Origin of the sequence: Halomonas sp. AOP43-A1-21 (assembly GCF_052376775.1) — a bacterium.
Lineage (GTDB): Bacteria > Pseudomonadota > Gammaproteobacteria > Pseudomonadales > Halomonadaceae > Vreelandella > Vreelandella colorata.
This window is the reverse complement of sequence record NZ_JBQSWC010000012.1, coordinates 60,385-86,278: the sequence shown is the minus strand read 5'-3', so window position 1 is coordinate 86,278 and position 25,894 is coordinate 60,385. Positions and strand designations below refer to the sequence as shown.

At 54.3% G+C, this 25,894-nt stretch carries 21 protein-coding genes and 1 pseudogene; 10 read left to right on the top strand and 12 right to left on the bottom strand.

Annotation, left to right across the window (positions count from 1 at the left end):
* Positions 1 to 9: 9 nt before the first annotated feature.
* Positions 10 to 3,633 carry an exodeoxyribonuclease V subunit gamma gene (gene recC, locus ACT3R7_RS08965; protein ID WP_193091610.1) on the bottom strand — a complete coding sequence of 1,208 codons (3,624 nt, stop codon included), beginning with the start codon at positions 3,631 to 3,633 and terminating at the stop codon, positions 10 to 12.
* A 173-nt stretch (positions 3,634 to 3,806) separates the two neighbouring features.
* Between recC and ilvD the strand changes: the two genes are divergently transcribed.
* From ilvD to ACT3R7_RS08945, 4 genes are all read left to right on the top strand, one after another.
* Complete coding sequence (ilvD, locus tag ACT3R7_RS08960) at positions 3,807 to 5,492, top strand: dihydroxy-acid dehydratase (RefSeq protein ID WP_193091611.1); 1,686 nt, start codon at positions 3,807 to 3,809, stop codon at positions 5,490 to 5,492.
* Between the two features lie 201 nt (positions 5,493 to 5,693).
* Positions 5,694 to 9,254, top strand: a complete 3,561-nt coding sequence (locus tag ACT3R7_RS08955) for a DUF4214 domain-containing protein (RefSeq protein ID WP_496199013.1) — start codon at positions 5,694 to 5,696, stop codon at positions 9,252 to 9,254.
* Positions 9,255 to 9,369: 115 nt separating this feature from the next.
* Entirely contained in the window at positions 9,370 to 10,563 is a 1,194-nt protein-coding gene (gene chrA / locus ACT3R7_RS08950) for a chromate efflux transporter (protein WP_192538780.1), read from the top strand.
* Between the two features lie 109 nt (positions 10,564 to 10,672).
* Positions 10,673 to 10,852, top strand: a complete 180-nt coding sequence (locus ACT3R7_RS08945) for a hypothetical protein (RefSeq protein WP_193091613.1) — start codon at positions 10,673 to 10,675, stop codon at positions 10,850 to 10,852.
* 82 nt (positions 10,853 to 10,934) lie between these two features.
* Here ACT3R7_RS08945 and ACT3R7_RS08940 read toward each other — a convergent pair whose 3' ends face one another.
* Positions 10,935 to 11,207 (bottom strand): XRE family transcriptional regulator, encoded by a 273-nt coding sequence (locus ACT3R7_RS08940; RefSeq protein WP_018918645.1) that lies wholly within the window; start codon positions 11,205 to 11,207, stop codon positions 10,935 to 10,937.
* Between the two features lie 212 nt (positions 11,208 to 11,419).
* Here ACT3R7_RS08940 and purE point away from each other — a divergent pair, with 212 nt between their 5' ends.
* From purE to ACT3R7_RS08925, 3 genes are all read left to right on the top strand, one after another.
* Positions 11,420 to 11,935 (top strand): 5-(carboxyamino)imidazole ribonucleotide mutase, encoded by a 516-nt coding sequence (gene purE / locus ACT3R7_RS08935; RefSeq protein WP_192538779.1) that lies wholly within the window; start codon positions 11,420 to 11,422, stop codon positions 11,933 to 11,935.
* An 11-nt stretch (positions 11,936 to 11,946) separates the two neighbouring features.
* Positions 11,947 to 13,068, top strand: coding sequence for a 5-(carboxyamino)imidazole ribonucleotide synthase (locus tag ACT3R7_RS08930; RefSeq protein ID WP_193091614.1), 1,122 nt, complete (start codon positions 11,947 to 11,949; stop codon positions 13,066 to 13,068).
* Between the two features lie 149 nt (positions 13,069 to 13,217).
* Entirely contained in the window at positions 13,218 to 14,825 is a 1,608-nt protein-coding gene (locus ACT3R7_RS08925; protein WP_441675436.1) for a diguanylate cyclase domain-containing protein, read from the top strand.
* Here ACT3R7_RS08925 and ACT3R7_RS08920 read toward each other — a convergent pair.
* The 7 genes from ACT3R7_RS08920 to ACT3R7_RS08890 all read right to left on the bottom strand — a co-directional run bounded on the left by ACT3R7_RS08920 (position 14,822) and on the right by ACT3R7_RS08890 (position 20,792).
* On the bottom strand, positions 14,822 to 15,607 hold the full coding sequence (locus tag ACT3R7_RS08920; RefSeq protein ID WP_193091616.1) for a TraX family protein: 786 nt from the start codon (positions 15,605 to 15,607) through the stop codon (positions 14,822 to 14,824). The genes ACT3R7_RS08925 and ACT3R7_RS08920 overlap by 4 nt on opposite strands.
* A gap of 236 nt (positions 15,608 to 15,843) precedes the next feature.
* The gene (locus ACT3R7_RS08915) at positions 15,844 to 16,614 is read right to left on the bottom strand and encodes a transporter substrate-binding domain-containing protein (protein WP_193091617.1); all 771 of its coding nucleotides are present in this window, start codon (positions 16,612 to 16,614) and stop codon (positions 15,844 to 15,846) included.
* A 132-nt stretch (positions 16,615 to 16,746) separates the two neighbouring features.
* Complete coding sequence (locus tag ACT3R7_RS08910) at positions 16,747 to 17,478, bottom strand: ABC transporter permease (RefSeq protein ID WP_192538774.1); 732 nt, start codon at positions 17,476 to 17,478, stop codon at positions 16,747 to 16,749.
* 1 nt (position 17,479) lies between these two features.
* Entirely contained in the window at positions 17,480 to 18,181 is a 702-nt protein-coding gene (locus ACT3R7_RS08905; RefSeq protein WP_018918638.1) for an ABC transporter permease, read from the bottom strand.
* 14 nt (positions 18,182 to 18,195) lie between these two features.
* Positions 18,196 to 18,966, bottom strand: coding sequence for an ABC transporter ATP-binding protein (locus tag ACT3R7_RS08900; RefSeq protein ID WP_407648051.1), 771 nt, complete (start codon positions 18,964 to 18,966; stop codon positions 18,196 to 18,198).
* 219 nt (positions 18,967 to 19,185) lie between these two features.
* The gene (locus ACT3R7_RS08895; protein WP_193091618.1) at positions 19,186 to 20,172 is read right to left on the bottom strand and encodes a succinylglutamate desuccinylase; all 987 of its coding nucleotides are present in this window, start codon (positions 20,170 to 20,172) and stop codon (positions 19,186 to 19,188) included.
* A 179-nt stretch (positions 20,173 to 20,351) separates the two neighbouring features.
* Entirely contained in the window at positions 20,352 to 20,792 is a 441-nt protein-coding gene (locus ACT3R7_RS08890) for a hemerythrin domain-containing protein (RefSeq protein ID WP_192538772.1), read from the bottom strand.
* A gap of 249 nt (positions 20,793 to 21,041) precedes the next feature.
* On the opposite strand from ACT3R7_RS08890, the gene wrbA reads away from it, so the two are divergent.
* A complete protein-coding gene (gene wrbA, locus ACT3R7_RS08885) occupies positions 21,042 to 21,641 on the top strand; it encodes an NAD(P)H:quinone oxidoreductase (protein ID WP_193091619.1) in 600 nt (199 codons plus the stop codon).
* Between the two features lie 68 nt (positions 21,642 to 21,709).
* On the opposite strand, the gene ACT3R7_RS08880 is transcribed toward wrbA, so the two are convergent.
* A complete protein-coding gene (locus ACT3R7_RS08880; RefSeq protein ID WP_193091620.1) occupies positions 21,710 to 22,738 on the bottom strand; it encodes an SMP-30/gluconolactonase/LRE family protein in 1,029 nt (342 codons plus the stop codon).
* Between the two features lie 221 nt (positions 22,739 to 22,959).
* Positions 22,960 to 24,033 (bottom strand): tartrate dehydrogenase, encoded by a 1,074-nt coding sequence (locus tag ACT3R7_RS08875; protein WP_193091621.1) that lies wholly within the window; start codon positions 24,031 to 24,033, stop codon positions 22,960 to 22,962.
* Between the two features lie 151 nt (positions 24,034 to 24,184).
* On the opposite strand from ACT3R7_RS08875, the gene ACT3R7_RS08870 reads away from it, so the two are divergent.
* Positions 24,185 to 25,120 (top strand): LysR family transcriptional regulator, encoded by a 936-nt coding sequence (locus ACT3R7_RS08870; protein ID WP_193091622.1) that lies wholly within the window; start codon positions 24,185 to 24,187, stop codon positions 25,118 to 25,120.
* Here the strand turns inward: ACT3R7_RS08870 and ACT3R7_RS08865 are convergent.
* Positions 25,117 to 25,290, bottom strand: a pseudogene (locus ACT3R7_RS08865) (lipocalin family protein); the annotation flags it as partial. The gene ACT3R7_RS08870 and the pseudogene ACT3R7_RS08865 overlap by 4 nt on opposite strands.
* A 156-nt stretch (positions 25,291 to 25,446) precedes the next feature.
* Here ACT3R7_RS08865 and ACT3R7_RS08860 point away from each other — a divergent pair.
* Positions 25,447 to 25,875, top strand: coding sequence for a secondary thiamine-phosphate synthase enzyme YjbQ (locus ACT3R7_RS08860; protein ID WP_193091623.1), 429 nt, complete (start codon positions 25,447 to 25,449; stop codon positions 25,873 to 25,875).
* Positions 25,876 to 25,894: the final 19 nt, after the last annotated feature.

The window sequence follows — 25,894 nt, the reverse complement described above, 5'->3', positions numbered from 1 at the left end:
CGAGCAGTGCTACTCTTTCACCGCACGGTAGAGCGGCAGATAAAGGGCATCTGCCAGGGCGGCGAAGCGGAGGGCGGGGTTAGCCGCTTCCTGACCCTCGCTAAATAGCGCTTCAAAGTGGGGCCATTGGCGGGCGAGGTAGGCGCTTTGCGCGACTTCGCCGGTCTGAAAGCGCCCGCCTTCATAGGTGCTTGCTGCTGCGCTAAAGGCGTCGCTGTCGGCCGTGCTGTCCACCGTTCCGGCTTTACTCAGCCAGGCAAACGCTGCCTGCGGGGCCAACGGCAGCGGCAGGGTCATTCCCGCTTTCCAACACTGCACAATAGTCGCTAGATGGCCTTGGGCGGTATCCGCTGCTAGCGGTTCAAAGCGCGCATGGCCCGCCTTGGAAAGCAGCTGGGTGGTCATCGGCGACACCGCATTGGCAGCCAGGTGGGCCACCCAAGGGCGCAGCAGATGCTGCCAACGGTACTGCCCACGGCCACGCGCATTGCTAATCAAGCTGTTACTCACCAGCAGCAGGCGGCAGCGCTTGCCGTTCTCATCCGTGCGTAGTTCGTTAATCCAGTCGTTAATCGAAAGTTCGTGGGCGTTAAATGCGACCGCTTGGGGGGCTTCCACTGCAATGGGCCACTCTTCAAGTGCTTCCCGATAGGCATCAAACAGCGCTTGCATGGGCTCGGCCAGCGATTCGCTCATGCGCTCGCCAAAAGCGCCTACCGCTAGCACGCCTTGGCCCTTGATGCGCTCAAGCGCGGCAAACATGGCTTCTTCACGCGGCTCGCCGTTATCGACTGCGTGACGCTGGGCGGCAATCAGTTGGTCCTGCAACTGCCAGTGTTGCAGGCCGTTAAGGACAAACGGTTCCACGTCCAGCTGGGTCAGCACTTCCTGCTCAAAATACACGCCCAGGCGGGTGTTGAAGAACGCCTTGGCCGGTTCGCGCAGAAAGCTGCCTAGCTGGGCAAGCGTCAGTGGCACTTCCTGGTTAAATTCGAGCAGGGCGCTTTGCTGTTTATCGCTGCTCTTTTGTGAGGCGAGCAGCGCGTGCTGTTCGTGGGCATCGCGCCATTCGTGTACATAGGTAAAGAGCCGGGCCTGGGAGGCTGAACTACCGGGCTGGGTAAAATAGCGATGGCTAAACGGTTGCAGTGGATGCTCGGTGGTCAGCGCTTCAATCAGTGGCTCGTCAGCCTGGCATTGGCTTACCCAGCCTGCCGCCAGGTGATCGCGTAGTTGGCCGACCAGCACGGAAGGCGGCATGGGGTTGTTATCAATTTGGCTGCGGCCCACCCAACTGATATAGAGCTGCTGGCGTGCTGACAGCAGCGCCTCCAGAAACAGGTAGCGGTCATCTTCCCGGCGCGAGCGGTCGCCGGGGCGGTAGTCGCTGCCCATCAGGTCAAAATCCAGCGGCGGTTGGGAGCGCGGGTATTCGCCGTCATTCATGCCCAGCAGGCACACCCGCTTGAAGGGAATGGCGCGCATCGGCATTAACGTGGCGAAGTTGACTGCCCCGGCTAAAAAGCGCTGAGAAAGGCTGTGCTCATCAATTTGCGAGAGCCAGTGTTCACGCACCATGGAAAGCGGCAAATCGTCATTCAATTTGGCCTCTTCGGTGCTGTCAAAAAGCTGCTGAAGCGCGCCTTCCAGCTTGGTCAGCATTACGCTTTCTTCGGCGTCGTCGGTAAGAAAGAAGGTTTCCAGCAGTTCGCGCAGCCGGATGACCCAGTTGGCGGCAGTGGTGGGCTTGCAGAAAACTTCCCAGGTGGTTTCCAGCTTCTCAAGCAGCGTTGCCAGCGGCCCGGCAAGCGAGGCTTCAAGCCCGCCGATGTCATCAAACGGCTCGATCCCCTGCCACGCATCCGCCACACCCACGGTGTAACCCAACAGCAAACGGCGCAGGCCAAACGCCCAAGTGTTCTGGCTCAAGCCTTGGGGTAAATCAAGCTGCATGCGCTGCTGGGCGTTTAGCCCCCAGCGGATACCCGCACCTTCAATCCAGCGGTTCAGGGTGGGTAAATCACTCTCTTCAATGCCAAAGCGGGCGCGCAGGGCGGGCACATCCAGTAGATCGAGCAGATCGCTTACCGACAGGCGCAGCTCCGGCAGGCGCAGCAACTTTTCCAGGGCAATCATCAGCGGCAGGCGGTGGCGGCTGGCCTGGTCTGAAAGCGTGTAGGGAATATAGCGCGGGTCGTCGCGGCCAGCCGCGCGGTAGCTTGAGCGGTACTGACCAAATACCGCTTCAATATGCGGCGCGTAGCGGTCAATGTCCGGCACCATAACGATGATATCGCGCGGGCGCAGCTCGGGGTCGGCACTGAACGCGGCTAACAGCTGGTCGTGAAGAATCTCCACTTCGCGCTGGGGGCCGTGGGCGATATGAAACACAATCGAGTCGTCTTGGGTTACATCAACCGCAGGCCAGATGGTCTGAGTTTCAGCTACCGGGCGCAGCTCGCGGATATCATCCTGAAGCTGGCTGAGCAGGCAGGAGTGCTCGGGCGTGCTGAACGGTTCAAACATATCAATACGCAGCGCCTGTTGCTCAAACAGGGTTTGGTAGTTGCCTGAATCATCGTGCTCATCCAGCAGGCGCAGGTAATCGCGCCCCTGTTTGCCCCACGCCGCCAACAGCGGCTGGGCGTGCAGGTGCAGCGCGCTATCTACATCGCCATCGCCGAGTACGTCCAGCGCTTCGGGCATGCCCGTTTTGCGCTGTTGGCGGTAGCGGCTGGCGCGCAGCAAATCTTTGTGTTCGATGATATCCGCCCAGTAAAACTGGCAGGGGTTATGCACGCACAGCACGATCTGGCAGCAGCGCGAAAGCGCGGCCAGAGCTTCCAGCGTTTGCTGGGGCAGTGAGGAAATACCAAAAATAATCAGCCGCCTGGGCAAGCCCTGCGGGCAAGCCTGGCCTTCCAGCTGTTCGGCGACCTGTAAGAAGCGGCTATGCACCTGGGCGCGGCTGCTGTTAAGCCCGGCCTCGCCCTGGGTGGCGGCAACGTCATCGCGCAGGGCGCGCCATAGCTCCGGCTGCCAGCGCTGGTGTTCATCCAGCGGGCGCGCTTCGCCGCGTGCGGTAATGAGTACATCTTCGCCCCGTGCCCAGGCCTCAAGCCAGTCGGCGCGGTACACCTGGTACTGGTCGAATAAGTCCGCCAGGCGCTCGGCCAACTGATAGTGCTTGCGCTGGTCGCGGTCGGTTTCCAAAAAGCGTGCCAACGGGGCAAAGGCGGGCTTCTCAGCCAAGCTGGGCAGTAAACGCAGCAAGCGCCAAACCAGGCGCGATTTATCAAACGGTGAGGTTTCAGGCACCGCCTGAGCGTCGCCGGTGATATGCGTTAACACCGTGCGGTAGGCCTGCCATAAAAAGCGCGCAGGCAGGGTAACGTTCAGCGCCGCCGCAATGCCCGCACCGCCCTGTGCCGGGTCTTCCGCCAGTGCCAGCTTCAACCACTGCCCAATGCCGTTGCTCTGCACCAGAATCGTCTCGTTCTCAAGCGGCCCTAACGGGTGAAGGCGCATCCACTCCACCGCCAGCCCGCGCAGGTCTTCCAGGCGGTTGGCATGCACCACCATAAAACCCGGCGTAAGAGACGATGTATTAGCAAGCAGCGAATGTGACGACATGCAGCGGTATTTCCTTCACGGCAGTAGCAATAAGGCACAGTGCTCAAGACACAGCACTTAAGACGAGTACTTAAGACAAGTACTATGGTGCCATAAGTTAAACGTATTGCGAGATGCTGCATAACCCCTCAAGCTGTGTTTCTTAAACCGTGAATAACGCAAGAGAGTCCCCAATGACCGATACACCAAACCATACTCGACGCCATTCCGCCCAAGTTGTGGATGGCGTGGGTAAAGCCGCCAGCCGTGCCATGCTACGCGCGGTAGGCTTTAACGATGCTGATTTCAAAAAGCCCCAGGTAGGCGTGGCCTCTACCTGGAGCATGGTGACTCCCTGCAACAGCCATATCGGTGAGCTTGCCGAACAGGCCCGCGATGGCGCCGACGCCGCGGGCGGTAAAGGGGTTATTTTCAATACCATCACCATTTCTGACGGCATTGCTAACGGCACCGAAGGCATGAAGTACTCGCTGGTCTCGCGGGAGGTGATCGCGGATTCTATCGAGACCGTGGCGGGCTGCGAAGGCTTTGATGGTCTGGTCGCGATTGGCGGCTGCGATAAGAATATGCCGGGCTGCGTGATGGGGCTGGCGCGCTTGAATCGCCCCAGCGTATTTGTGTATGGCGGCACGATCATGCCGGGCAAAGGACATACCGATATCGTCTCGGTGTTCGAGGCCATGGGTGCTCACTCGCGGGGCGATATAGACCTGATCGAGCTCAAGAATATCGAAGAGACCGCGATTCCTGGCCCAGGTTCGTGTGGCGGTATGTACACCGCCAACACCATGGCGTCGGCCATTGAGGCCTTGGGCATGAGCCTGCCGGGCAGCTCCGCGCAAAACGCGATTTCCCAAGAAAAGCGTGACGACTGTAAAGCGGCAGGCGAGGCGGTGCTTGAGCTGCTGGAGCGGGATATCAAGCCTTCGGACATCATGACCCGCAAGGCGTTTGAGAATGCGATTACCGTGGTGATTGCCCTGGGCGGCTCTACCAATGCGGTGCTGCACCTTATCGGTATGGCGCGGACCATCGGCGTTGAGCTGACGCTTGAAGACTTTACCGAGATCGGCAAGCGAGTGCCGGTAGTCGCGGATCTGCGTCCCAGCGGCCACTACATGATGAGTGAGCTTGTGGCGCTGGGCGGCATTCAGCCGCTGATGAAAAACCTGCTAGCCGTTGGCCTGTTACATGGCGACTGCTTAACGGTAACTGGCAATACGCTGGCGGAAAACCTCGCGGACGTTGCGCCTTATCCTGACGACCAGCAGATCATCGCGCCGCTGGATAAGCCGATTAAAGCCGAAAGCCATCTGCGGATTCTGTACGGCAACCTGGCGCCGGAAGGTGCAGTAGCGAAGATTACTGGCAAGGAAGGTACGCGCTTCTCTGGTACGGCGCGGGTATTTGGTTCTGAAGAAGAAGCCCAGGCGCGGATTAACGACGGCACCGTCGTAGCAGGCGATGTTGTGGTCATCCGCTACGAAGGCCCCAAAGGCGGCCCCGGCATGCGTGAAATGCTCACACCTACTTCCGCGATCATGGGCCGCGGCCTGGGTAATGATGTTGCACTGATAACCGATGGACGCTTCTCCGGCGGCAGCCACGGCTTTGTGGTTGGTCACGTATCGCCCGAGGCGTTTGAGGGCGGCCCGCTGGCGCTGGTGGAAAATGGCGACCGCATTACCATCGATGCCGAGGCGGATACCATCGAAATGCACGTGGCCGACGACGAGTTAATGCGCCGCCAAGCCGCTTGGCAACGCCCAGAGCCGCGCTATACCCGCGGTGTGCTGGCCAAATACGCGCGATTGGTAAGCTCGGCTAGCACCGGTGCGGTAACTGATCAGAGTGAGTAAAAGGTTATTTTTTAGTACAGCGTTATTAAGGAAAGACTTTCTATCTATGAAGATAGTCATTAGAAGTTTTTGCATTTTGGGTTGCAAAATAATACAAATAAGTTAATTATTTTTAGCTATTTTGCTGTGGCTTTAGTTTTAAGCCACAGCCTATTAGCTAATGATGGCATCAAGACAAAATGAAAAAATAAGGGAATGATCATGTCGACCCATGCAACTATTCAAGCACTTTATTTAGCCATTTATAACCGTCCCGCTGATTGGGATGGGCTGCTCTATTGGGCGAGTCAACATAATACCAATAGCTTTGAGGAAATTAGCCAAGCGTTTACGCAATCGCCTGAATTCGCGGATTTATATGCTGGCTTGGATGCCAATGATCAAATAAATGCGTTGTATCAACATTTGCTCGGACGTGATGCAGACCCTGAGGGGCAAAATTATTGGGCTGAGAGGCTTGAAAGTGGCGAAACTTTCGCTGATGTCGTGCGCTACGTCATTAACGCTGTCACAGGCCAGGATGCAAGTATTTTAGAACAGCGTGTTAATGACGCGCTCACGCAAACCTACAGTAATCTCATGGATATGCTCTACGCGGGCTATTACGGGCGCGCGCCAGACGCAGAAGGAAAAGCCTACTGGGTTGAAGCAATGCAATCCGCCGAGGGAAATTTAGGCTTGATTGTCGAGGCTTTTGGTAATTCAGATGAATATATGGAGAAATATGCTGATCTGGATAGCCGTGCGCAGATTACAGCTCTCTACGACAATATGTTCAATCGTGAGCCTGATGCTGAAGGTGCTACTTACTGGGCAGAAAAACTGGACAACGGCTCACTAACGCTTTCTACGCTAGCCTTTACTCTGGCACAGTCTGCAGCCGCGGAAGACAAGCAGGCTTTTGAAGAGAATATCGCTCTGCTCAATGAGCCAGAGCCGCAACCAGAGCCAGAGCCGCAACCAGAGCCAGAGCCGCAACCAGAGCCAGAGCCGCAACCAGAACCGCAACCAGAGCCAGAACCGCAACCAGAACCGCAACCAGAGCCAGAACCGCAACCAGAACCGCAACCAGAACCAGAACCAGAACCAGAACCAGAACCAGAACCAGAACCAGAGCCAGAACCAGAGCCGCAACCAGAGCCGGAGCCAGAGGACGTCAAAATTACGTTTGATGGTACAGCTATCAACGCTGGTCAGCCTGGGGCAGAAATTGGTCTTGTGAAAGCGATTTCTGACGCAGCTGAAGTGGTTTACGACTTTAGCCTATCAGGGGATGAGCGCTTTGAGCTTGATGTCGATGTTGACGTTGGCACGATGCTCAAACTAAAGGAAGGTAGCTCACTTGAAGATGGTGAGAAAGTCGAGCTGACGCTATCGGTAACTGATGGTAACGGCATTATTACTAGCGATACGTTCATTGTAGGTGATGGTTTCTTATCAACTGGTGAGGGAAGTGATGTTCTCCGCGCCGGGGATGAGGGGGCTATTCTGCGTGGTGGCGCTGGTACCGACACCATGTTGGGTGGAGAAGGTAATGATACCTTTGTAGTGGTCGGTGATGTGTCTTCAGGTGGAAAGGTGGAAAGTGCAGATACCACCAAAGCATTGGGTTTCCCTATTACCGATTTGAACGGGACAGTGTTCAACGAAGATGATAATGGCGGTAAAGGGCGTATCGATGGCGGGGGCGGGTCGGATACGCTTTATGTGATTGGTACAGCCGACCTGAGTAATTACGACATTACGGGCGTGAACACTGTGGAAATTCGCTCCTCAGTGGAATTTAGTATCAAGCAACTTGAAAAGTTTATTTCTTTAACCGGGGATGGCAGTAGCACCTTGCGCATAAGCGCCGATGAACCCACTACTTTCAGTTTGGGGGAAGGCGTGACACTTGCCTATCTCGGTGAGATTGAGTTGGGGGAGGGTGTAACCCTGGAAGTTGATTCTCTGGATGCCATGGGCGGGGCGCGCATTATCAGCGGTAATGGCACGCTAAGCACGACATCTGATCTGGGCAGCATGGCAGGCTATACCCTTACGGACAGCCTGACGGTCGAAGGTACTGATGCTAGTGAAGCCCGCCGTGTTGACTCCGTGGCTCGAGAGATTGATGAAGCTGGCATAATTCTCGGTACCAATGGTGATGACTATCTGAGAGGCACTGCTGGTGACGATATAATTGATGGCCTTGATGGAGATGATGTGCTTGTCGGCTTGGGTGGTAAGGATACCTACCGAATTTCTGGCTCTGGCGAGAAAACTATCATCGATAGTGGGCGCAACAGCATATTAGACCTTTCTTTAGCCGAAGGGCCTGCCGTCGTTGACCTCATCGATGGTGGTAAAATAAATGGTGGTGCTGAAGAGGGTGGCGCCACTATTTTACTGGGCACCGGTATAGGCGCTACTGGCCTGCAGCCGCTCGATATCATGCTATCTCAAGATCTTTCAGGCTCTTTTTCCGCTGACTTATATACCATTAACTCTACAGGTTTCATTGATGACTTGATCAGTGGAGTGCGCAATATTCAGCCCAACAGCACCTTCGGTGTGGCAACTTTCGTTGATAAGCCGATAAGCCCTTTTGGTGCTCCTCCTAGCGCTTGGAGTGAAGGTGATTACGAGTATCGTACTGATGCGCCATTATCGCTAGATCCAGAAGGCCTACGCCGCGCTTACGAGGAAATGATCATAAAATCTGGTGCCGATGGCCCTGAGGCACAGTTGACGTCGCTGCTTCAAATTGCGCTTCGTGCTGAGGATCCGCTGGTTTACCTAGAAGATGGCAGCGTGGATATGGATGCCACTGGCATAGGTTATCGTCCTGATGCGCTGCGTACTTTGGTGCTGCTCACCGATGCGGACTATCACGTAGCCGGTGACGGCGCTGGAAAAGGACTTTGGTCTGACCTCGATTTGCCGCCTAATAATGGCGATCGAATTCTTGATGGCGACCCTATGGGCACCGGTGAGGACTATCCCTCTATTGAGCAGGTCAGAGAGGCGCTTGAGGCAAGCAGTGTTTATCCAATTTTTGCTGTCACGTCTTATGCCACTTCGATTTACGAAGATCTTGTCGAGCAACTAGGATTTGGTGCCGTGATTGAGCTGTCTTCTGACAGTAGCAACCTGGTCGAAGTGCTCACAACGAGTCTTGAGGATTATAAGGCTGATTTCATAGCAGAGGTAATCGGTACTGATTTTGACGATAAACTCACGGGTAACAGCCTGGATAACACGATCAATGGTGGCGCGGGTGATGACTGGATCTACGGGCTAGGTGGGGATAACACGCTCACGGGTGGTGAAGGCGCAGATACCTTTGTCATTGGCTTTTCCGGCTCGTCGCGGGGTGTGACTACCCTAACTGATTTCTCTGTGGATGAGGGCGATATCATCGCACTTGATAGCACCGGCTTATTGAACTTTGGAGAAGAAGTGGCTGATGGTGAGGCCCTTGGTGCTGAACGGTACGTAACACGTGATAGCCTGGCCGATATCGAGGCAAGCGATATGGGAGTGATCGTTTTACAGACAGAAGCTACCTCAACGGATATCGCTAACACGCTCTCGGATGAAAGTGTCTCAGCATACGTTGTGGTATTTAACAGTGATAACAACGTGGCAGAACTGTGGTTTGATGCTGATTGGAGTGATACTGAAGATCGCGAGCAGGTCGCCGCTGTTGAGTCGCTGGATGAAGTGGCGGATGTGATTGGCTTGAGCGAGAGTGACTTCGCTTTATCGGTTATTGCCTGATTGTAGCTTTTACCGTCCGTTGTATGATTGGCATATGAATTATTTATATTCCTGTCATTAAACAGTCAAGCGCAAGGTTTATCCTTGCGCTTTTTTATGGACCAAGAAAAGTATCATGGCAAAGCAATCAGGAGCTCAAGTACGTATCAGCGAAGTCTTCAGCGTTTTTCTATGGCTCGGCCTGACCTCCTTTGGTGGGCCGGTGGCGCATCTGAGCTACTTTCGTACCGAGTTTGTAGAGCGCCGTCGATGGATTTCTGAAGCGGCCTATGCGGATCTGGTCGCGCTCTGTCAGTTCTTGCCGGGACCGGCTAGCAGCCAGGTAGGTTTCGCCCTGGGGTTAATGCGCGCCGGGCCTTGGGGGGCGGCGGCGGCGTGGCTTGCCTTTACACTGCCTTCGGCCATTGTGCTGGTGCTGTTTGCGTTGGGCGCAGCGGTGTTGGATGGCCCTGTTGCCAGCGGCCTTATTCACGGTTTGAAGATCGTTGCGGTGGCGATTGTGGCCCACGCTGTGTGGGGCATGGCACGCAACCTGTGCCCGGATAAAACGCGTACAGGCATTGCGCTACTGGCGGTGTTTACCGTGGGCTTCTTAAGCGGGCCGATGGGGCAGGTCAGTGCCATCGTGGCAGGCGGATTAGCGGGTTTAATACTCTGCCGTGAAGCGTCGATGCCGACACCAGAACAGCTCCACTTCTCCATCTCGCGCCAAGCAGGCGTTGTCGCACTGATATTATTTGCTGGGTTTTTAATTGTGCTGCCGCTGCTTGCGGGGAGTGCCGTATGGCTGGATATTCTCGATGCGTTCTACCGCTCGGGCGCGCTGGTATTTGGCGGTGGGCATGTGGTACTGCCGCTACTGGAAGCGGAAGTGGTGCAGTCGGGCTGGGTAACGCCGGATGCGTTTTTAACCGGCTATGGGGCGGCGCAGGCCGTTCCTGGGCCACTATTTACCTTTGCGGCTTATTTAGGTGCGCTGCTGCCTGGGGTTAATGGGCTGGCGGGGGCGCTATTGGCCCTGCTGGCAATTTTTGTGCCGGGCTTTTTACTGCTGGTCGGCGTACTGCCATTTTGGAATCGCTTTCGCCAGTGGGGTAGTGCTCAGGCGCTAATGCGCGGCGCCAATGCCGCGGTGGTCGGGATTCTGGGGGCGGCGCTCTATCAGCCGGTATGGACCAGCGCGATTATTGGGCCGTATGAATTTGCCTTGGCACTGACAGGATTCTTGCTGCTGACGGTGTGGAAACTTCCTGCCTGGGCGGTGGTTATAGTGATTGCGTTGGGCGGTCTTTTGATATCGACGTTATAGGTAGGCCTGGTTTTGCGATTAATCAAAAGCGGCCCAACGTCTTTTCCCTCGACGGTTTTGTCTTCTACGCTGGTAATACGTCAATTGTCGTAAATCCAAGGAGAGTAGAATGTCTACCCGACAAGCCCGCATCGACCCGGTGTTTGATGTCTCTGATCTGAAAGAAACCATTACTGGCTGGCAAGTCGTGGATGTATCCCAGCCGGAAAATGAGGTGATGGTTTCTGAACATACCTCTGAGAAAGAAGCGATTCAGGCCGCCGAAGCGTTCGAGCAGCGCGAAGACTAGCTGGCTAGCTGCTGATTGGTGCCATAAAAAAACGCCTCGCATTTGCGAGGCGTTTGTCGATTTGGTGATGGGAGGGCTACTGCTATGGCGCCTCCAGTTCTAGTGTGCGGCGCAGAACATTGAGTTCGTCAATGTTCAGGTGCTCAAGCCTGCCGGCGAGCAAATCGCTAATCTTCTGTACGGGAAGGCCTGCCTGGCGGGCAATCTCCCGACTTCCTAGGTCTGATACTGCAATCAAACGCGTGATAATGCGCATTAGGCGCGTGCGTTTTTCTAATTCCCTGACGTCGAGGTCAGGGCTGCTTCGCGGAGGATCCAGCGTTTCTGCGTGAGCAGTCGAGTATGCCGTACTCATGTGACTCCATAAGTCTGAAATGACGAATACACAATGCCGCCAACGCAGATGCTTTTCAATATTTAATTTGATGAAAATTTAGCGACATTTGTGAACACCCGCTTGCGCCCCAGCTCTGGTAAACTATGCGCCTCATTTTAGCGTGCGCTTCAGCTTCTGGCGTGCGGCACTTTTATCATTTTTTATAAGGCCACTGGCCGGGGAGAAATGGCATGTCGTCGAATAGCGCACCCAAAGTGGGCGTCATCATGGGGTCCAAATCCGATTGGCCGGTGATGGAGCATGCGGTCACGATGCTGGAGCGCTTAGGCGTTGCCTATGAAACGCGCGTGGTATCCGCCCACCGCACGCCCGACCTGCTGTTTGACTATGCTAAAAGCGCCGCTGGGCGTGGCCTGCAGGTGATTGTGGCCGGTGCCGGGGGCGCTGCCCACCTGCCGGGGATGGTGGCCTCACAAACGCCGCTGCCGGTGTTGGGCGTGCCGGTTGAGTCTAAAGCCTTGAAGGGGCTTGATTCACTGCTTTCGATTGCCCAGATGCCGGGGGGTATCGCGGTGGGTACACTGGCGATCGGTAAAGCGGGCGCGACCAATGCGGGCCTGCTGGCCGCTCAGATTGTGGGCCTGCAGGACAGTGCGGTACGTGATGCCGTCGATGCCTTCCGCGCCGAGCAGACCCAGCTGGTGCTGGATAATCCGGACCCGCGCCCTGCGCCGGATGCAGAATAAGGAGACACCCGATGAACATTGGCGTTCTAGGCGCAGGCCAGCTAGGCCGCATGCTGGCGCTCGCCGGTTATCCGCTGGGCAACCGGTTTACCTTTTTAGATACCACGGGTAATCCCAGCGCTGGCATTGGCGAGGTTATCGTTGATCCAGATAATCAGCATTTGGCGGAGTTTCTCGCCAAGGTGGACGTGGTCACCTATGAATTCGAGCATCTGCCGGTGTCGCTTGTGCAGGAGATCGAAAAACATAAGCCGGTTTATCCCAGCAGCCGGGCGATCGAGGTTTGCCAAAACCGGGTTGAAGAGAAAGCCCTGTTTGATCGTTTAAATATTCCGACACCGGCTTATCGCGTCGTTGAAAGTGCCGAGCAGCTTGAAGCGGCCGCCCGGGAGCTTGGCTGCCCGGTGGTAGCAAAATCCGTCACTGAAGGTTACGACGGTAAAGGCCAGGCGGTGTTAAAAGCCCCTGAAGAGGCGGCTGAGGCGTGGCAGAGCATCGGCCATGCGCAGCTGATCGTTGAAGCGTTTGTCGATTTTGTCCGTGAAGTGTCGATGATTGCCGTGCGCGGCCGCGATGGCGAAGCGGTTTTCTACCCCATGGCGGAAAACCAGCACGTGGGCGGCATTCTGCGCTACTCGGTGGCGCCGCTGCCGGATCTGGACGTTCAGGTTCAGCAAACCGCGGATACGTATATTCGCACCTTGCTGGACGAGCTGGATTACGTGGGCGTGCTGGCGCTTGAGCTGTTTCAGACCCGCGATGGCAGCCTGCTGGCCAACGAGATGGCGCCGCGAGTGCATAACTCCGGCCACTGGACAATGGATGGCGCGGTCACTAGCCAGTTTGAGAACCACCTTCGTGCGATTCAGGGATTGCCGCTGGGCAGCACCATGGCCATTGCGCCCACCTGCATGGTCAATGTGATCGGCCAGGAAGGCGATAACGTGGCCATGCTCAAGCTTGCCAATACCCACCTGCATCGTTACGACAAAGCCGAGCGAGCAGGGCGCAAGCTAGCCCATGTGAACGTGGTGGCGACTACCCATACAGAGCTTCTGGAAAAGGTTCGCGCCTGCCAGGCATTACTGCCAGATGCTCCGCCGGTTGAGTGGAGTTTTGAGTCGTCGCTGTAACGCCAGCAGCGTACGAGAAAACGTTCTTGTTTTTGCACGCCAGGGGCTAGCGCAGAGGGTTGGTATCCTTAAAGTATTCCAACTATTGATTTAATAAATATGCATATCTGCCGATTATATAAAATAAGATTAATAATCAGGATGTCAGTATGCCGCCTCTTGCAAGGATGAACGCCAAGCTGTTCAGGTTTGGCGGCCATCCGTACGCTCATCAAAAAGCGGCTTGCCGTTTACAGGTAGAGAAAGTCTGCCTGCTCTATGAAAAGCTATGGCAGCCAGTGCTAACTAGCATATTTGCAGGTGGCCTGCTGGTAGCGGCGCTGTGGACAATCGTCAGCGCGCTATTATTGATGGGCTGGTTGGCTGCCTTAATACTGGTTTCGATATTACGTTTGAGGTTGGCTTATCGATATCATCATGCGTCGGCTAATAATCAAAAAAATCCCGATTGGTTGCTGTGGTTTTCTCAGAGCGCTTTTCTAGCTGGCTGTGTGTGGGGGGCTGCCTCGATTCTGTTTTTTAGCCCAGAGTACGCCAAACAAACGACTATTCTCACTATCGTGATGGCGGGCATTGCCGCTGGTGGTGTGACAACACTGTCGTCGGTATGGTGGGTGGCTATACTTTTTGTGATGCCAATCTTGCTGCCATTACCCATTCAGTTCTTGCTTTATGGCGGGCAACTTTCATCACAAATGTGCTTGCTGGTGCTGCTTTTCATGGGCCTGATACTGGTCACCAGCCGTAGGCTTAGCCACATTATCCACGACAACATCGCACTACGTGTGGAGATGGCCTCTAGAGAAGCCCTGCTTCAAGAGAGCGAAGATCGTTATCAATCTATTTATTTACACTCCCCGCTGGGGGTTCTGCACTTTGATTCGCAAGGCGTGATTACCAACTGCAATGACAAGCTGCTGGAAATATTGGGTGGTACACGCGATCAATTGCTTGGGTACTGCATGCTGGATCACCGTGCAGATCAGAAGGTAGCAACAGCGGTGGCTGATGCTCTGGAAAAAGGCACGGGGTATTACGAGGGTACCTTTTACCTACCCCGCCATGACCAGGGAACGCCGCTGCGATCGTTTTTCAACGCGGTGCGTACGGCAAGTGATCATAAGATCGGCGGTATTGCGATTATTGAAGATTTCACCGAGCAAAAGCGCTCTGAAGCGATAATTTATCGACAGGCTTATTACGATGCGTTGACGGATCTTCCTAATCGCCGACTGTTTATTGATAGCTTGAACCGCTTGAGCGATGAAAAATTGCTCAAAACCGGACTTATCGTGTTTTTGGATATGGATCGTTTCAAGCTTATTAACGATAGCTTGGGGCATGCTGCGGGGGATGACTTGTTAATACAGGTGGCTCGCCGCTTGGAGCAGTGCAAAGGTGAAACGGGGATGGCCGCACGTTTGAGTGGTGATGAATTTGTACTGCTAGCATTGTTCGAGACAGCCAATAGCTCAATAGCCGAACAGCAGGTTCAGGATTTTATGCAGCGGTTAGAGCAGATCCTTGCAGGCGCCTACCGCTTGGAAAACCGTTGGCTGAAAGTAACGCCCAGCATAGGCTACACCTGCTTTGAAACAGAGCATTGCGATGCTCCTGAAATGTTAAAGCAGGCAGATATTGCCATGTATCAAGCCAAAGCCGAGGGGCGCAATCAGATGAAACGCTACCAGCCGTGGATGCGTAAGGCCGTTAAGGAAAACTTTACGCAGCCCGGCTCTTCTCAGCAAGACGTTTAAATGGCGAGTTGACCGCTGACAAGCAGCCACAGCGCTATTAAGGCAAAGTGCCCGGGATACCAGGCCAACCAAAGCCTACGCGGCATGGCAAGCTGTACGGGGGCGACTCGCCGGGCAGCGCCTGAGGCGAGTATCAGCACAACCAAGCAGGTAGCTATCGTGAAGGATTTAGCCATGTCCGAGGCGTTCATCTGACCGGCGATCCAGAGTACCGGAAATGCCGCGAGGCCTGCCCATAAGCGTGATTGAAAATGAGACCCTGCCTGACTTAGCGCATGCATGGCAAACATGAGCAGAGGAATCAACAGCAGGCCGTTGTGACCATACTCCACCCAGAAGCCCAGCAGATACCAAAGCGTAACGCCTACCGCCGCACCTAGCAGAAGCCAGCCAAACCCCAGGGTTTGCTGTTGGTAATGCTGCCAGCCCTGACGTACCAGCGTACCCAGAGCCAGGCCACTTGCCAGGGTAAAACACACGTTAAGAATCAGCGCATCAGAGGCGCGCGGCATCAGCATGTAGGGCACTTGTGCTACCAGGCCGATAATTAGAATACGCCGCGAGTAGCGTAAGGGATTACGCGTATTGAACAACCCATGCCAAGCCACCATGGCGGCAAATAGCGGAAAAGCGATTCGACCGATGGAAGAACCTGCCCAGCTTAAATCCCAAGGAAGTACGTAGCGGGTAAGATGATCCACCGTCATGGTGATCAACGCGAGCCACTGGCCCCAGCCCGTCCAATGGGAAGAGGGTCGTAACGGTGACGATGCATTAACCATAAAACCTCCCTGTCGGTCACTAGCTTGCTTTGAGAGACTGATAGTAGCACGGCTAGTTCACTGAATTTACTCATCTTGGTAGCAATTCGAGGAAGCGCTGTATGTAAGCCAAGGTTTAAAGATAAAAAAATGCCCGGAACGGCGTCATGGGGCAGCAGTAGAAAAGAGGCGAGGAAATAGTATGGAAGAGGCTAAGCAGGGGCTTCTCCCCGGCATAAACCGGGGAGACGAGACGATTACTCTTCGCCGAAGTAGCGGGCGTGGATTTCGTCGTAGGTGCCATCTTCTTTCAGAGTGGCGAGCGCTTCGTTGAATTTCTCGGCAAGCGCTTCGTCACGCTGGCGGAAGGCGATACCAAAACCGTCGCCAAAGTACTCTTTAGGCTCGGAGATTTTCTCGCCCACGATGGTGTAGTCGCCATCTTCGTTCTCAACCAGAGTGGACTGGCCGATCGGGAAGTCGAGGAAGACGATATCCAGACGCTGAGCGTCCATATCCAGCACCATATCATCGGCAGTAGAGTAGCGGCTGATATCGGCGACACTGCTGTAGTTGTCGGTGACGTAGTTGTCCTGAAGCGTACCGCGCTGAACGCCGATGGTCAGGCCTTCAAGGGTCTTTTCGTTGGCTTCATCGATATCCAGGTCGCTTGCCGCAAACCAGGCTGACGGCATGGTGATGTAGGGCTCTGAGAACAGCACCTGCTGGCGACGCTCATCGTTAATCGTCATGGACGACATGACCGCATCATAGTTACGTGACAGAAGACCCGGAATAATGCCGTCCCATTCCTGCTCGACCCATTCACAGGTAACGCCGATTTCTTCACACATGGCGTTACCCAGGTCAATATCAAAACCGGTTAGGTCGCCTTCAGCAGTGCGGTATTCCATCGGAACGTAAGGAACATCAACGCCGATGCGCACGTGGTCATAGTCGCGTGCCTGTGCAGAAGAGGCCGCAGCCACCGCCAAGCCGATCAAGGAAACCGATAGCAGTTTTTTCATTATTAAGCTCCGTTGTAAAACAGGTTCACACAAGGTGATCCTCTTTAACGTAACCCAGGTTGAGGTTGGCGAAAAGAGAAATACGCTATGTGAACCAACGTTTGTTTGACGCTTACTATTAAGCCTAATCGATCAAAGGGTTTGCGGCTTAAGGTGAGCCAGCAATTTCTTTTCCAGAAAACGGAAGAAGAATAGGATGGCAAACGTAAGACAAAGATAAATCAACGCCACGAACAGAAATGGCTCAAACGGTGTATAGAACCGTGAGTAGACATAGCGGGCCGCACCGGTCAGATCCATCAGGGTGACTACGCTGGCAATGGCGCTGGCATGTAGCATGAAAATTACTTCATTGCCGTAAGCGGGCAGGGCACGGCGAAAGGCGCTGGGGATAATAATACGCCGCATCATTAGCCCCTGAGACATACCGTAAGCACGCGCTGCTTCGATTTCGCCCTTGGACGTTGCCTTGATGGCACCCCGGAAAATCTCGGTCGTGTAGGCGGCGGTATTAAGCGTAAAGGCGATCAGCGCGGGATAGAACGCCTCGCGGAAAATCGGCCAGAAAAAGCTTTCCTGAATACCGTCAAAAAACACCACGCCGTAGTAAATAATGTACAGCTGGATCAGCAGCGGCGTGCCGCGAAACACGTAGGTGTACACATACACCGGCAGGCTGATCCATTTACGCCGCGAGCTGCGCATGATGGCAAGCGGCACCGCCAGTGCCAGCCCGATCACTAACGACAGGAACACCAGCTGTGAGGTGGTCACAAGCCCTGTCCAGTAATAGCCCAGTGTGGTCGGCGTGAAAATCAGATTGCCGGATAAAAGATCGTTGAACCAAGCGGAAATATCTGGCATTTCAATGCTCCCCGAAGCCGATGTCGTAGCGCTTTTGTAACCGGGCAAAAATCCACTCGGAGACGCTGGCAATCAACAGGTAGGCAACCGCTACAGGAATTAAAAACACAAACGGCTCGTGGGTGGCGCGAGAGGCTTCTGCTGCCACGCGAACCATATCGGTCAGGCCGATCACCGACACAAGCGCGGTGGTTTTCAGCAGGACCATCCAGTTGTTGGAAAGCCCAGGCAGGGCATGACGCATCATCTGCGGAAACCGAATGCGTCGAAAAACTAGGCCGCTGCTCATGCCGTAGGCTTTACCTGCTTCTATCTGGCCGTTATCCACGGCCATGAAGGCGCCACGGAAGGTTTCTCCCATATAAGCACCGAAAATAAACCCGATGGTCAGCACGCCTGCGGCGAAGGCGTTGAAATTGATATAAAGATCAATCTCAAAATCGTAATAAAGAATGTCGCTAATGGCGTTAACGCCTATCTGGCCGCCGTAAAACAGCAGCATCATCAGCACAAGGTCAGGCACACCACGAATGAGCGTGGTGTAGAGCGTGGCCGTGCGATGTAAAAACCAGTTACGCGACATCTTGGCTGTGGCGGTCAACAAGCCTAGCGCAACGGCTAACAGAAGCGATAAAACGGCTAGTTGGACGGTAACCCCAGCGCCTTCGATCAAACGCGGGCCGTACCCTTGCAAATCCAGCATGGTCGCCTCGCAGATCAGTAGTGGGGGGTAAGAAACTGTTTAAGCCGAGACGACTGCGGGTTGCCCAATACCTCATCAGGCTTACCGGCCTCTTCCACCAGCCCTTGATGAAGGTAGATCACTTGGCTTGAAACGTCCCGGGCAAAGCTCATCTCGTGGGTGACCACCACCATGGTGCGCCCTTCATTGGCCAGATCGCGCATGACTTTCAGCACGTCGCCGACCAATTCAGGGTCAAGCGCAGAGGTCGGTTCATCAAACAGCATGACTTCTGGATTCATGGCCAGCGCCCGGGCTATCGCGCCGCGCTGCTGTTGGCCGCCCGACATTTGTACAGGGTAGGCATTGGCGCGAGCGGTTAATCCCACACGTTCAAGCAAGGCGTTGGCTTGTTCGATGGCTTCTTTCTTGGGGATGCCTAGTACATGAACCGGTGCTTCGATAATGTTTTCAAGCAGCGTCATATGCGCCCACAGATTGAAGTTCTGAAACACCATCGAAAGCTTGGCGCGCATTTGCACGACCTGCTTCCAATCGGCGGGTTCACGCCCATGCCGGGTTTGCTTAAAGCGGATTGGGTCGCCGTGAAGGATAATCTCGCCTTCATCGGGTTGCTCGAGCAGGTTCATGCAACGCAAAAAGGTACTCTTGCCTGACCCTGAAGCGCCAATCAGCGTGATCACATCACCTTTTTGAGCTTCAAGTGAGAGGCCTTTTAAAACTTCTGTATCGCCGAAGCGCTTTTTAATATTACGCACTTCCAGGGGAGTAGCGGCCATAAACATAGGCTCCAGTACAAAGTCGCCGCGGTAGCAACACGTTTATTTTGCGTATGTTGTCGAATGCGGCTGGCGCGAAAAAAGTGGCGATTCTATCAGGCCCAGCAGAAATTGCGTGCTTTCCTTATACGATAAATGTAGGAAGTCTGCCGCAAGTTATCCGCATTATGGCTTTGATTCGCCCCTAGGTTGTTGTTATTAAATAACTATTGATGATTTTGCCGCCTAATTTACTGTTTGGGACGGTGATACTAAAAGCGCCGCCCGAGCGCCGATAGCGACATTAGCATTAGGGAACACCACGTAAAGTGGTGTGTCACCCACGATGAAATCGCCCGCTACGCTATCCCACGCCAGGCGGGTCCCCGGCTCAAAGCAGCTGAAATTGGGCGTGTCGCTTGCAAAGTAAAGAGTAAAGTCTTCCGCCTGACGCATAAGTTCATGCTGGACCTGGAAAAACGTCATCTTGTTCGGAACCTGCCGTGGGGGCGTTTGACCTTGACTTAGTGCGGTTAACAGCGCCTGCATGGGCGCAAGCGGTGCCATATCATTTTGCCCGAAAGGCGCTACCCGGCCCAGCTCAAAGGTAAACGCCTGCGCTTGATGATAGTGCTTGCTGTAGTGAGAAAATGTCCAGCTTGTCTGATGTTGATGAAGTACCGCCTGCATGCCAGCTGCGGCAAGCCAATGCCATTGATCGGCCGTAGTGGCTGTTTTTGAAAATGGTTCTACGACAAAACGTGGAAAAAGGCTGTCACGAATCGCGGTATGCAAATCGTAATGCAGTTTGGGACGTTGGGCGTGGTCTGTATAAAACCTATCCACGGCGGCCATTAGTTCGCGGGCACGGTCAGGTTCTACACCGCTGTCGCTTAAATCGCGGTTAAAGAGCCGGTTAAGATTGGTTTCGATAAAGCGCTGCTGGACACGTAATGCAGGAATGTTGCCCAGAATTACCAGTACTGGCGCTCCAAGCGTGATACTTCCAGCTTCCAAAGCGCTCAGCCAAGCACCTATCAGCTCGACTGGGGCCGTTTCATTGCCGTGAATGGCGGCTGAAAAAATACAGCAGTGGGCATCGGGTTGAGGCGTCTTCGGGGTAAGCTCCATCACCCCAGGGGCGTGAAACGTATAAGAGCCACTGGCAAATCGGCCGCTTCGCCGTGTGGGCAGACGGTCATCCAGGGTCCAGTCAAGCCAGTGCTCCAGCATCATCAGCCTCATGTTATTAGTTAAAAATTCACTTGTCATGTTTAACATGCTCAAGAGTGGGAGCAAGTATTGGCGTCGTGGTTATGAAAATGGCGGGTGCCCTCGTGTAAGACGATAACCTAAAACGCTCGCCAAAAGGCGAGCGTTTAACAAGGGCGGGGCTAACTTCTCTGTAAAGCTTAGGCTTGACGCAGACGCTGCATTTCTTCTTCGTACTCACCGGCAAGCGAGGTTTTTTGTGGCGCTTTCAGGCCACGACCTGCCAGTTGGAAGACTTCCTGCTCTTCTTCATCCAGATGGTGAGTGACCAGATGCTGTAGCTGCTTGGCATAGGTCAGCCAGCTTGACGCGCTATAGTCGGTGCTATCTAACTGCTCAAGAAGCTCGTCAATTTCATGGTGCTCGGCGACGCTGTGGCGGGCTTTTTCCTGGGTTAAGTCCAATTCCATTAACGGAATATAAAACGCGCGTTCTTCAGCGATAGCATGATGCTGTAGCTCATGCTTAACCTGCTGATAAAGCGTATCGCGCTCTTCACTGTCACCGTGAGTGTTGACTAAGCGTTCCATCAGGTCACGCTGTAGATCATGATCTTTGCGTAGCGCTTCAAATATAGTCATTTGACGGGGTCCTTGTCGTTCGCGGCACAATCATTTGTTAAAAACTCATTTGTTAAATTCAACTGTTAAAAGCTAGTCACCGCGGTGTATCTGCGCAAGGTAAAAGCCGTGGAGAAAACCGAAAGTAGCCGATGAAAACATTCGCTTTTGCTTATAGCGCGCTAGGCTATGGTGTAGTCATTCCCCTGTGGGATGCCATTAACGCAGCTAAAACCTGGTTGTTAAAAACACAGTTCAAAGGAGTAAGCAATGACAAAGGTATTGGTACTTTACTATTCCATGTATGGCCATGTTGATACCTTGGCCAAAGCCGTTGCTGAAGGGGCGAAGCAGGTAAGTGGGGTGGAGGTAAGCGTCAAACGCGTACCTGAAACTATGCCGGAAGAAGCCTTCAAAAACGCAGGGGGCAAGCAGGATTACGATACACCGGAAGCAACTCCTCAGGAACTTGCCGATTACGACGCCATTATTTTTGGCACCCCCACCCGTTTTGGCAATATGACGGGCCAAATGCGAACCTTCCTTGATCAAACGGGTGGCTTATGGGCAAGCGGCGCGCTGCGTGGCAAAGTGGCTAGCGTGTTTACGTCTACCGGAACCGGCGGTGGCGAAGAGATGACGGTCACGTCTACTTGGACGACGCTTGCCCATCACGGCATGGTGATCGTGCCGATCGGCTACGGCATTGAAGAGCAGTTCGATATTTCAGAAGTAAGTGGCGGCAATCCCTACGGCGCGGCAACGCTTGCCGGTAGCGACGGCTCTCGCCAGCCCAGCGAGCGAGAGCTGAAACTCGCCCGTTTTCAGGGCGAGCACGTTGCAAAAATTGCCGCGAAGCTGGCGGGTTAACCGCTACTTTAGCCTAGCCTGAAAAACGCAAGCCTCACTGATGAAATTCAGTGAGGCTTTATCAATAGCTACGCTCCGCGAGTCGCCGTGTAAATGGTGTAAATGGATTGGCTAGCTGTCATAAACAGGCGGTTACGCCCCTGGCCGGCGAAGCACACGTTGGAACAAACCTCGGGTAATAAAACGCGGCCCAAAAGCTCGCCTTCCGGCGAGAATACCACTACGCCATCAATGCCTTCTCCACCGTTGGCACTCGACCAGATATTACCGTCGATGTCGCAGGCCATGCCGTCGAAAATCGTATCTTCGCTGGTGACGACTACCTGTCGGTCGCTGACGCTTCGTCCGTCCTCGCTAAGCGTCCAGCGAATGATTCTGGCGGGCTCTTCAAAATGGGTCGGGGCACTATCGCTGGCATAGAAACTACGGCCATCCGGTGTCAGCACGATTCCGTTGGGTTTGTGGATATCTTCGGTGAGCTTGATAGGTTCATCAAGGCTATCGTCGACGTAATAGATCGCTGTTTCGAGCTCCAGAGCGCGCTTTTTACCCTCGTAGTCAAAATGAGCGCCATATCCCGGATCGGTGAAGATCACGCCACCCGAAGGCAGCGCCACTAAATCGTTAGGGGCGTTCAGGGGTTTACCCTGATAGCGCTCGGCCAGCACCGTGGTGCTGCCATCCCATTCGTAGCGCAGCACGCGTGATGGGTAGTGCTCGCAGGAGATTAAACGCCCTTGATGATCAAACGTGTTGCCGTTGGAGTACCCGACATTGTGTCTTAAAACGCTGACCTGATCAGTCGCTTCGTCCCAGCGCATTTGTAGGGCTCGTGGGATATCACTGAAGACAACGTAGCGTCCCACGGCATTCCATGCCGGTCCTTCAGTCCATAGCCCACCGCTCCAGTGGCGTTCCAAGGGGCTGTTGAAAATCATGTAATCATTGAATCGTGGATCTTCGACTTTCCAGGCATCAATAGGGTAGCGATCAGGGACGGCGCCCTGTGAGGTTTGGAAAGCAAAGAGCGGAGATGAGGTGCCGACAGCGGCTAAAGCAGCCGTTGCCGAGAGGAACTGGCGACGTCCAAGTTTCATGGGATTGTCCTAGCTTTTGTTATTAGCGCTATTGGCGAAGCGAATCCGAAACTGTTTCAAATACTGTCTTAAGTACGGTCTCAAGTACGGTCTCAAGTACGGTCTTAAATACGATCTTAAGTACAGTCTCAAACAAAAGGTAGAACATAAGCTGCTATAAGTCATGCATACGGCTGCCCGACATGTTTCATTCGGGCAGCTGGTTTTAGGCTGAATAAACGTTACTTGGCAATGGTGTCAGCAATCGCGCGACCCAGGCTTTCAGTAGTGCCCTGGCCGCCAACATCGCGGGTGACCACTTGGCTGTCGCTTTCGCTAAGCACGTTTTCAATCGCCGTGACCATCGCATCAGCGGCTTCTTTATAGCCAAGATGTTCTAGCATCATGGCGCCAGACCAGATCTGGCCAATCGGGTTGGCGATACCCTTGCCTGCAATATCCGGGGCGCTGCCGTGTACCGGCTCGAACAGGCTGGGAAATTTGCCTTCCGGATTAATATTGGCCGAAGGGGCAATGCCGATGGTGCCAGTACACGCCGGACCCAGGTCGGACAGAATGTCGCCAAACAGGTTGCTACCCACGACCACGTCGAACCAGTCCGGATGCAGCACGAAGTTGGCGGTTAGAATATCGATATGGAATTTATCTACGCTGATGTCCGGGTACTGCTTGGCCATTTCCAAGACCCGCTCATCCCAGTAGGGCATGGTGATGGAGATGCCGTTGGACTTGGTCGCTGAGGTGAGCTTTTTACGCGGGCGGGTTTGTGCCAGGTCAAACGCGTACTTCAGCACCCGGTCAACGCCTATGCGGCTCATCACGGTTTCCTGAATGACGATTTCGCGCTCGGTGCCTTCAAACATCTTGCCGCCAATGCTTGAGTACTCGCCTTCGGTATTCTCGCGTACCACGTAAAAGTCGATATCGCCTGGTTCACGGCCGGCCAAGGGGCTTTTAATGCCGGGCATTAGTTTGCAGGGGCGCAAATTAATGTATTGATCGAACCGGCGGCGGAACTGGAGCAGCGATCCCCATAAGGAAATGTGGTCAGGGACTTTTTCAGGCCAGCCCACGGCACCATAAAACAGTGCATCGAAATCTTTGAGCTGTTCAAACCAGTCGTCTGGCATCATCTGACCATGCTCAAGGTAGTAGTCGCAGCTGCCAAACTCAAACGTCGTGAACTCAAGGTCGATATTAAAGCGTTTGGCGGCGGCCTCTAAGGCACGGATACCTTCGGGCATGACTTCAGTACCAATGCCGTCGCCAGCGATAACTGCAATGCGGTGGGCCATATGGACTCCTGGTTTGTTGTTAAGACTCGTTATTAAAAAATCGTTGCTAAGAACAGCTCTTAATAACAGTTGCTAGGAAAGTGTAGCGGCTTTGGGAAAGATAATAATCAGGCTACTATGCAAACTATTGTTGCCTAAAAGTAGAGAATCCATGTCGGCATTAGACGACCTTGCGTTTTTTCAGACGTTGGCCCGTGCGGGAAGCTTAACCACAACGGCACGCGAGCTGGGGCTTTCGCTGTCGGCGGTAAGCAAACGGCTCAAGCAGTTAGAGGCAAGGTTAGGCGTAGAGCTTGCCGCACGGACCACCCGGCGGCTAACGCTGACAGCGGAAGGCGAGCGCTATTTATCCCGCGGGGCGCTGATTTTGGATGAGCTGGGGGAGCTTGAAAATTCACTTACCGATACGCACCGCCATGGGCTCAGTGGGCGGCTGCGGGTCAATGCGACCTTCGGCTTTGGGAGGCGGCATATCGCGCCGCTGCTATCCACGTTTTGCGAAGCCCACGCCGAGGTAGAAGGGTGGTTAGAGCTCACCAATTTTCCTTTGAACCTAAGCGACCACGGCTTTGATGTGGGCATCCGGATTGGCGAGCCGCCCGATTCACGTTTAATCGCCAAGCCTATTTTGCCCAATCGTCGGGTGCTGTGTGCCGCACCTGCCTATATTGCCCAAATGCCGGCATTGACGACACCTGCGGAACTTTCACGCCAGACCTGCTTGCTGATTCGTGAAAACGATACGGATTTTCCGCTGTGGCGTTTTGAGCGTTGCGATGACCCGGAGCACGTTCAGTCGGTGAAAGTCAGTGGGCGGCTTGCCAGTAATGATGGTGAGGTAATTACCCGCATGGCGCTGGATGGTCATGGTGTTATGCTGCGTTCCTGGTGGGATGTGAACGAGCACCTTGCCAGTGGAGCGCTGCAGCCGTTATTGACGCAATGGCAAGGCGTGCGGGCGGATTTCTACGCGGTGTTTGAGCAGCGCCGCCATGTGCCTGCCCGGTTACGCGCGTTTATCGACTACGTGCAGCGTGAGATTACCGGGCGGGTGCCACCGCTACCTGCGGTACAAAGGCTTCGTTAATGGCGGGGACACTCTTCACCATGAGCTACCCTAATCAGCTCATCGGTCGGGAAGTCGAGCTCGGCAGCCCGTTGACGAAGGCGTTGCTCAGTGTCGCTATCCAACGTGGGCGTGCGCGAAAGAATCCATAGGTAATCACGATCAGGACCTGCCACCAGTGCCCATTGATAGTTATCATCTAGCTAATGTACGAAGTCATCGCCTAACGGCGGAAACCATTGGATAAAATGGGTATCTTATCCGCGTGGCCAAACGATAAGCGCTAATAAATCGGCTACGGTGAGCATGACCTTAAAATAAAGGCGCGCCGAATAAAGGAGTATTTTATGTGGCATCAGCAGGAAATTCACTTGGCTGAGTTGGCACGGGGATTTCACTTGATTACCGATGAGGTGGCTCGTGCACTGCCTTGCTTGTCGGAATGCTGCGTGGGACTTTTGCACCTGCAGCTCATGCATACTTCGGCGTCGCTTACTCTTAATGAAAATACCGACCCGGATGTACGGCATGATTTAAATGCTTTTATGGGTAATCTGATACCCGAAGGGCTGAGCTACTTTCGACACACGCTGGAAGGCCCCGATGATATGCCTGCGCATGTGGCCGCCAGTTTGTTGGGCACCCAGGTAACGCTTGCCGTGCGCGATGGGCGGTTAGCACTGGGTACATGGCAAGGCCTTTGGTTAGGCGAGCATCGCGACCACGGCGGTCCTCGACGCTTGTTAGCGACACTCAACGGCTGCGAAACACGCTAAATGCATATACCGTTATATT

What these genes read in the sequence shown, in the direction of transcription:
- ACT3R7_RS08955 (WP_496199013.1), top strand. Translation starts at nt 5,694, where the DNA reads ATGTCGACCCATGCAACTATTCAAGCACTTTATTTAGCCATTTATAAC.
- ACT3R7_RS08910 (WP_192538774.1), bottom strand. Translation starts at nt 17,478, where the DNA reads ATGCCAGATATTTCCGCTTGGTTCAACGATCTTTTATCCGGCAATCTG.
- ACT3R7_RS08940 (WP_018918645.1), bottom strand. Translation starts at nt 11,207, where the DNA reads ATGAGTACGGCATACTCGACTGCTCACGCAGAAACGCTGGATCCTCCG.
- ACT3R7_RS08915 (WP_193091617.1), bottom strand. Translation starts at nt 16,614, where the DNA reads ATGAAAAAACTGCTATCGGTTTCCTTGATCGGCTTGGCGGTGGCTGCG.
- ACT3R7_RS08880 (WP_193091620.1), bottom strand. Translation starts at nt 22,738, where the DNA reads ATGAAACTTGGACGTCGCCAGTTCCTCTCGGCAACGGCTGCTTTAGCC.
- ACT3R7_RS08870 (WP_193091622.1), top strand. Translation starts at nt 24,185, where the DNA reads ATGTCGGCATTAGACGACCTTGCGTTTTTTCAGACGTTGGCCCGTGCG.
- ACT3R7_RS08890 (WP_192538772.1), bottom strand. Translation starts at nt 20,792, where the DNA reads ATGACTATATTTGAAGCGCTACGCAAAGATCATGATCTACAGCGTGAC.
- ACT3R7_RS08905 (WP_018918638.1), bottom strand. Translation starts at nt 18,181, where the DNA reads ATGCTGGATTTGCAAGGGTACGGCCCGCGTTTGATCGAAGGCGCTGGG.
- ACT3R7_RS08900 (WP_407648051.1), bottom strand. Translation starts at nt 18,966, where the DNA reads ATGTTTATGGCCGCTACTCCCCTGGAAGTGCGTAATATTAAAAAGCGC.
- ilvD (WP_193091611.1), top strand. Translation starts at nt 3,807, where the DNA reads ATGACCGATACACCAAACCATACTCGACGCCATTCCGCCCAAGTTGTG.
- ACT3R7_RS08920 (WP_193091616.1), bottom strand. Translation starts at nt 15,607, where the DNA reads ATGGTTAATGCATCGTCACCGTTACGACCCTCTTCCCATTGGACGGGC.
- ACT3R7_RS08925 (WP_441675436.1), top strand. Translation starts at nt 13,218, where the DNA reads ATGCCGCCTCTTGCAAGGATGAACGCCAAGCTGTTCAGGTTTGGCGGC.
- ACT3R7_RS08895 (WP_193091618.1), bottom strand. Translation starts at nt 20,172, where the DNA reads ATGCTGGAGCACTGGCTTGACTGGACCCTGGATGACCGTCTGCCCACA.
- ACT3R7_RS08930 (WP_193091614.1), top strand. Translation starts at nt 11,947, where the DNA reads ATGAACATTGGCGTTCTAGGCGCAGGCCAGCTAGGCCGCATGCTGGCG.
- recC (WP_193091610.1), bottom strand. Translation starts at nt 3,633, where the DNA reads ATGTCGTCACATTCGCTGCTTGCTAATACATCGTCTCTTACGCCGGGT.
- purE (WP_192538779.1), top strand. Translation starts at nt 11,420, where the DNA reads ATGTCGTCGAATAGCGCACCCAAAGTGGGCGTCATCATGGGGTCCAAA.
- ACT3R7_RS08875 (WP_193091621.1), bottom strand. Translation starts at nt 24,033, where the DNA reads ATGGCCCACCGCATTGCAGTTATCGCTGGCGACGGCATTGGTACTGAA.
- chrA (WP_192538780.1), top strand. Translation starts at nt 9,370, where the DNA reads ATGGCAAAGCAATCAGGAGCTCAAGTACGTATCAGCGAAGTCTTCAGC.
- ACT3R7_RS08860 (WP_193091623.1), top strand. Translation starts at nt 25,447, where the DNA reads ATGTGGCATCAGCAGGAAATTCACTTGGCTGAGTTGGCACGGGGATTT.
- ACT3R7_RS08945 (WP_193091613.1), top strand. Translation starts at nt 10,673, where the DNA reads ATGTCTACCCGACAAGCCCGCATCGACCCGGTGTTTGATGTCTCTGAT.
- wrbA (WP_193091619.1), top strand. Translation starts at nt 21,042, where the DNA reads ATGACAAAGGTATTGGTACTTTACTATTCCATGTATGGCCATGTTGAT.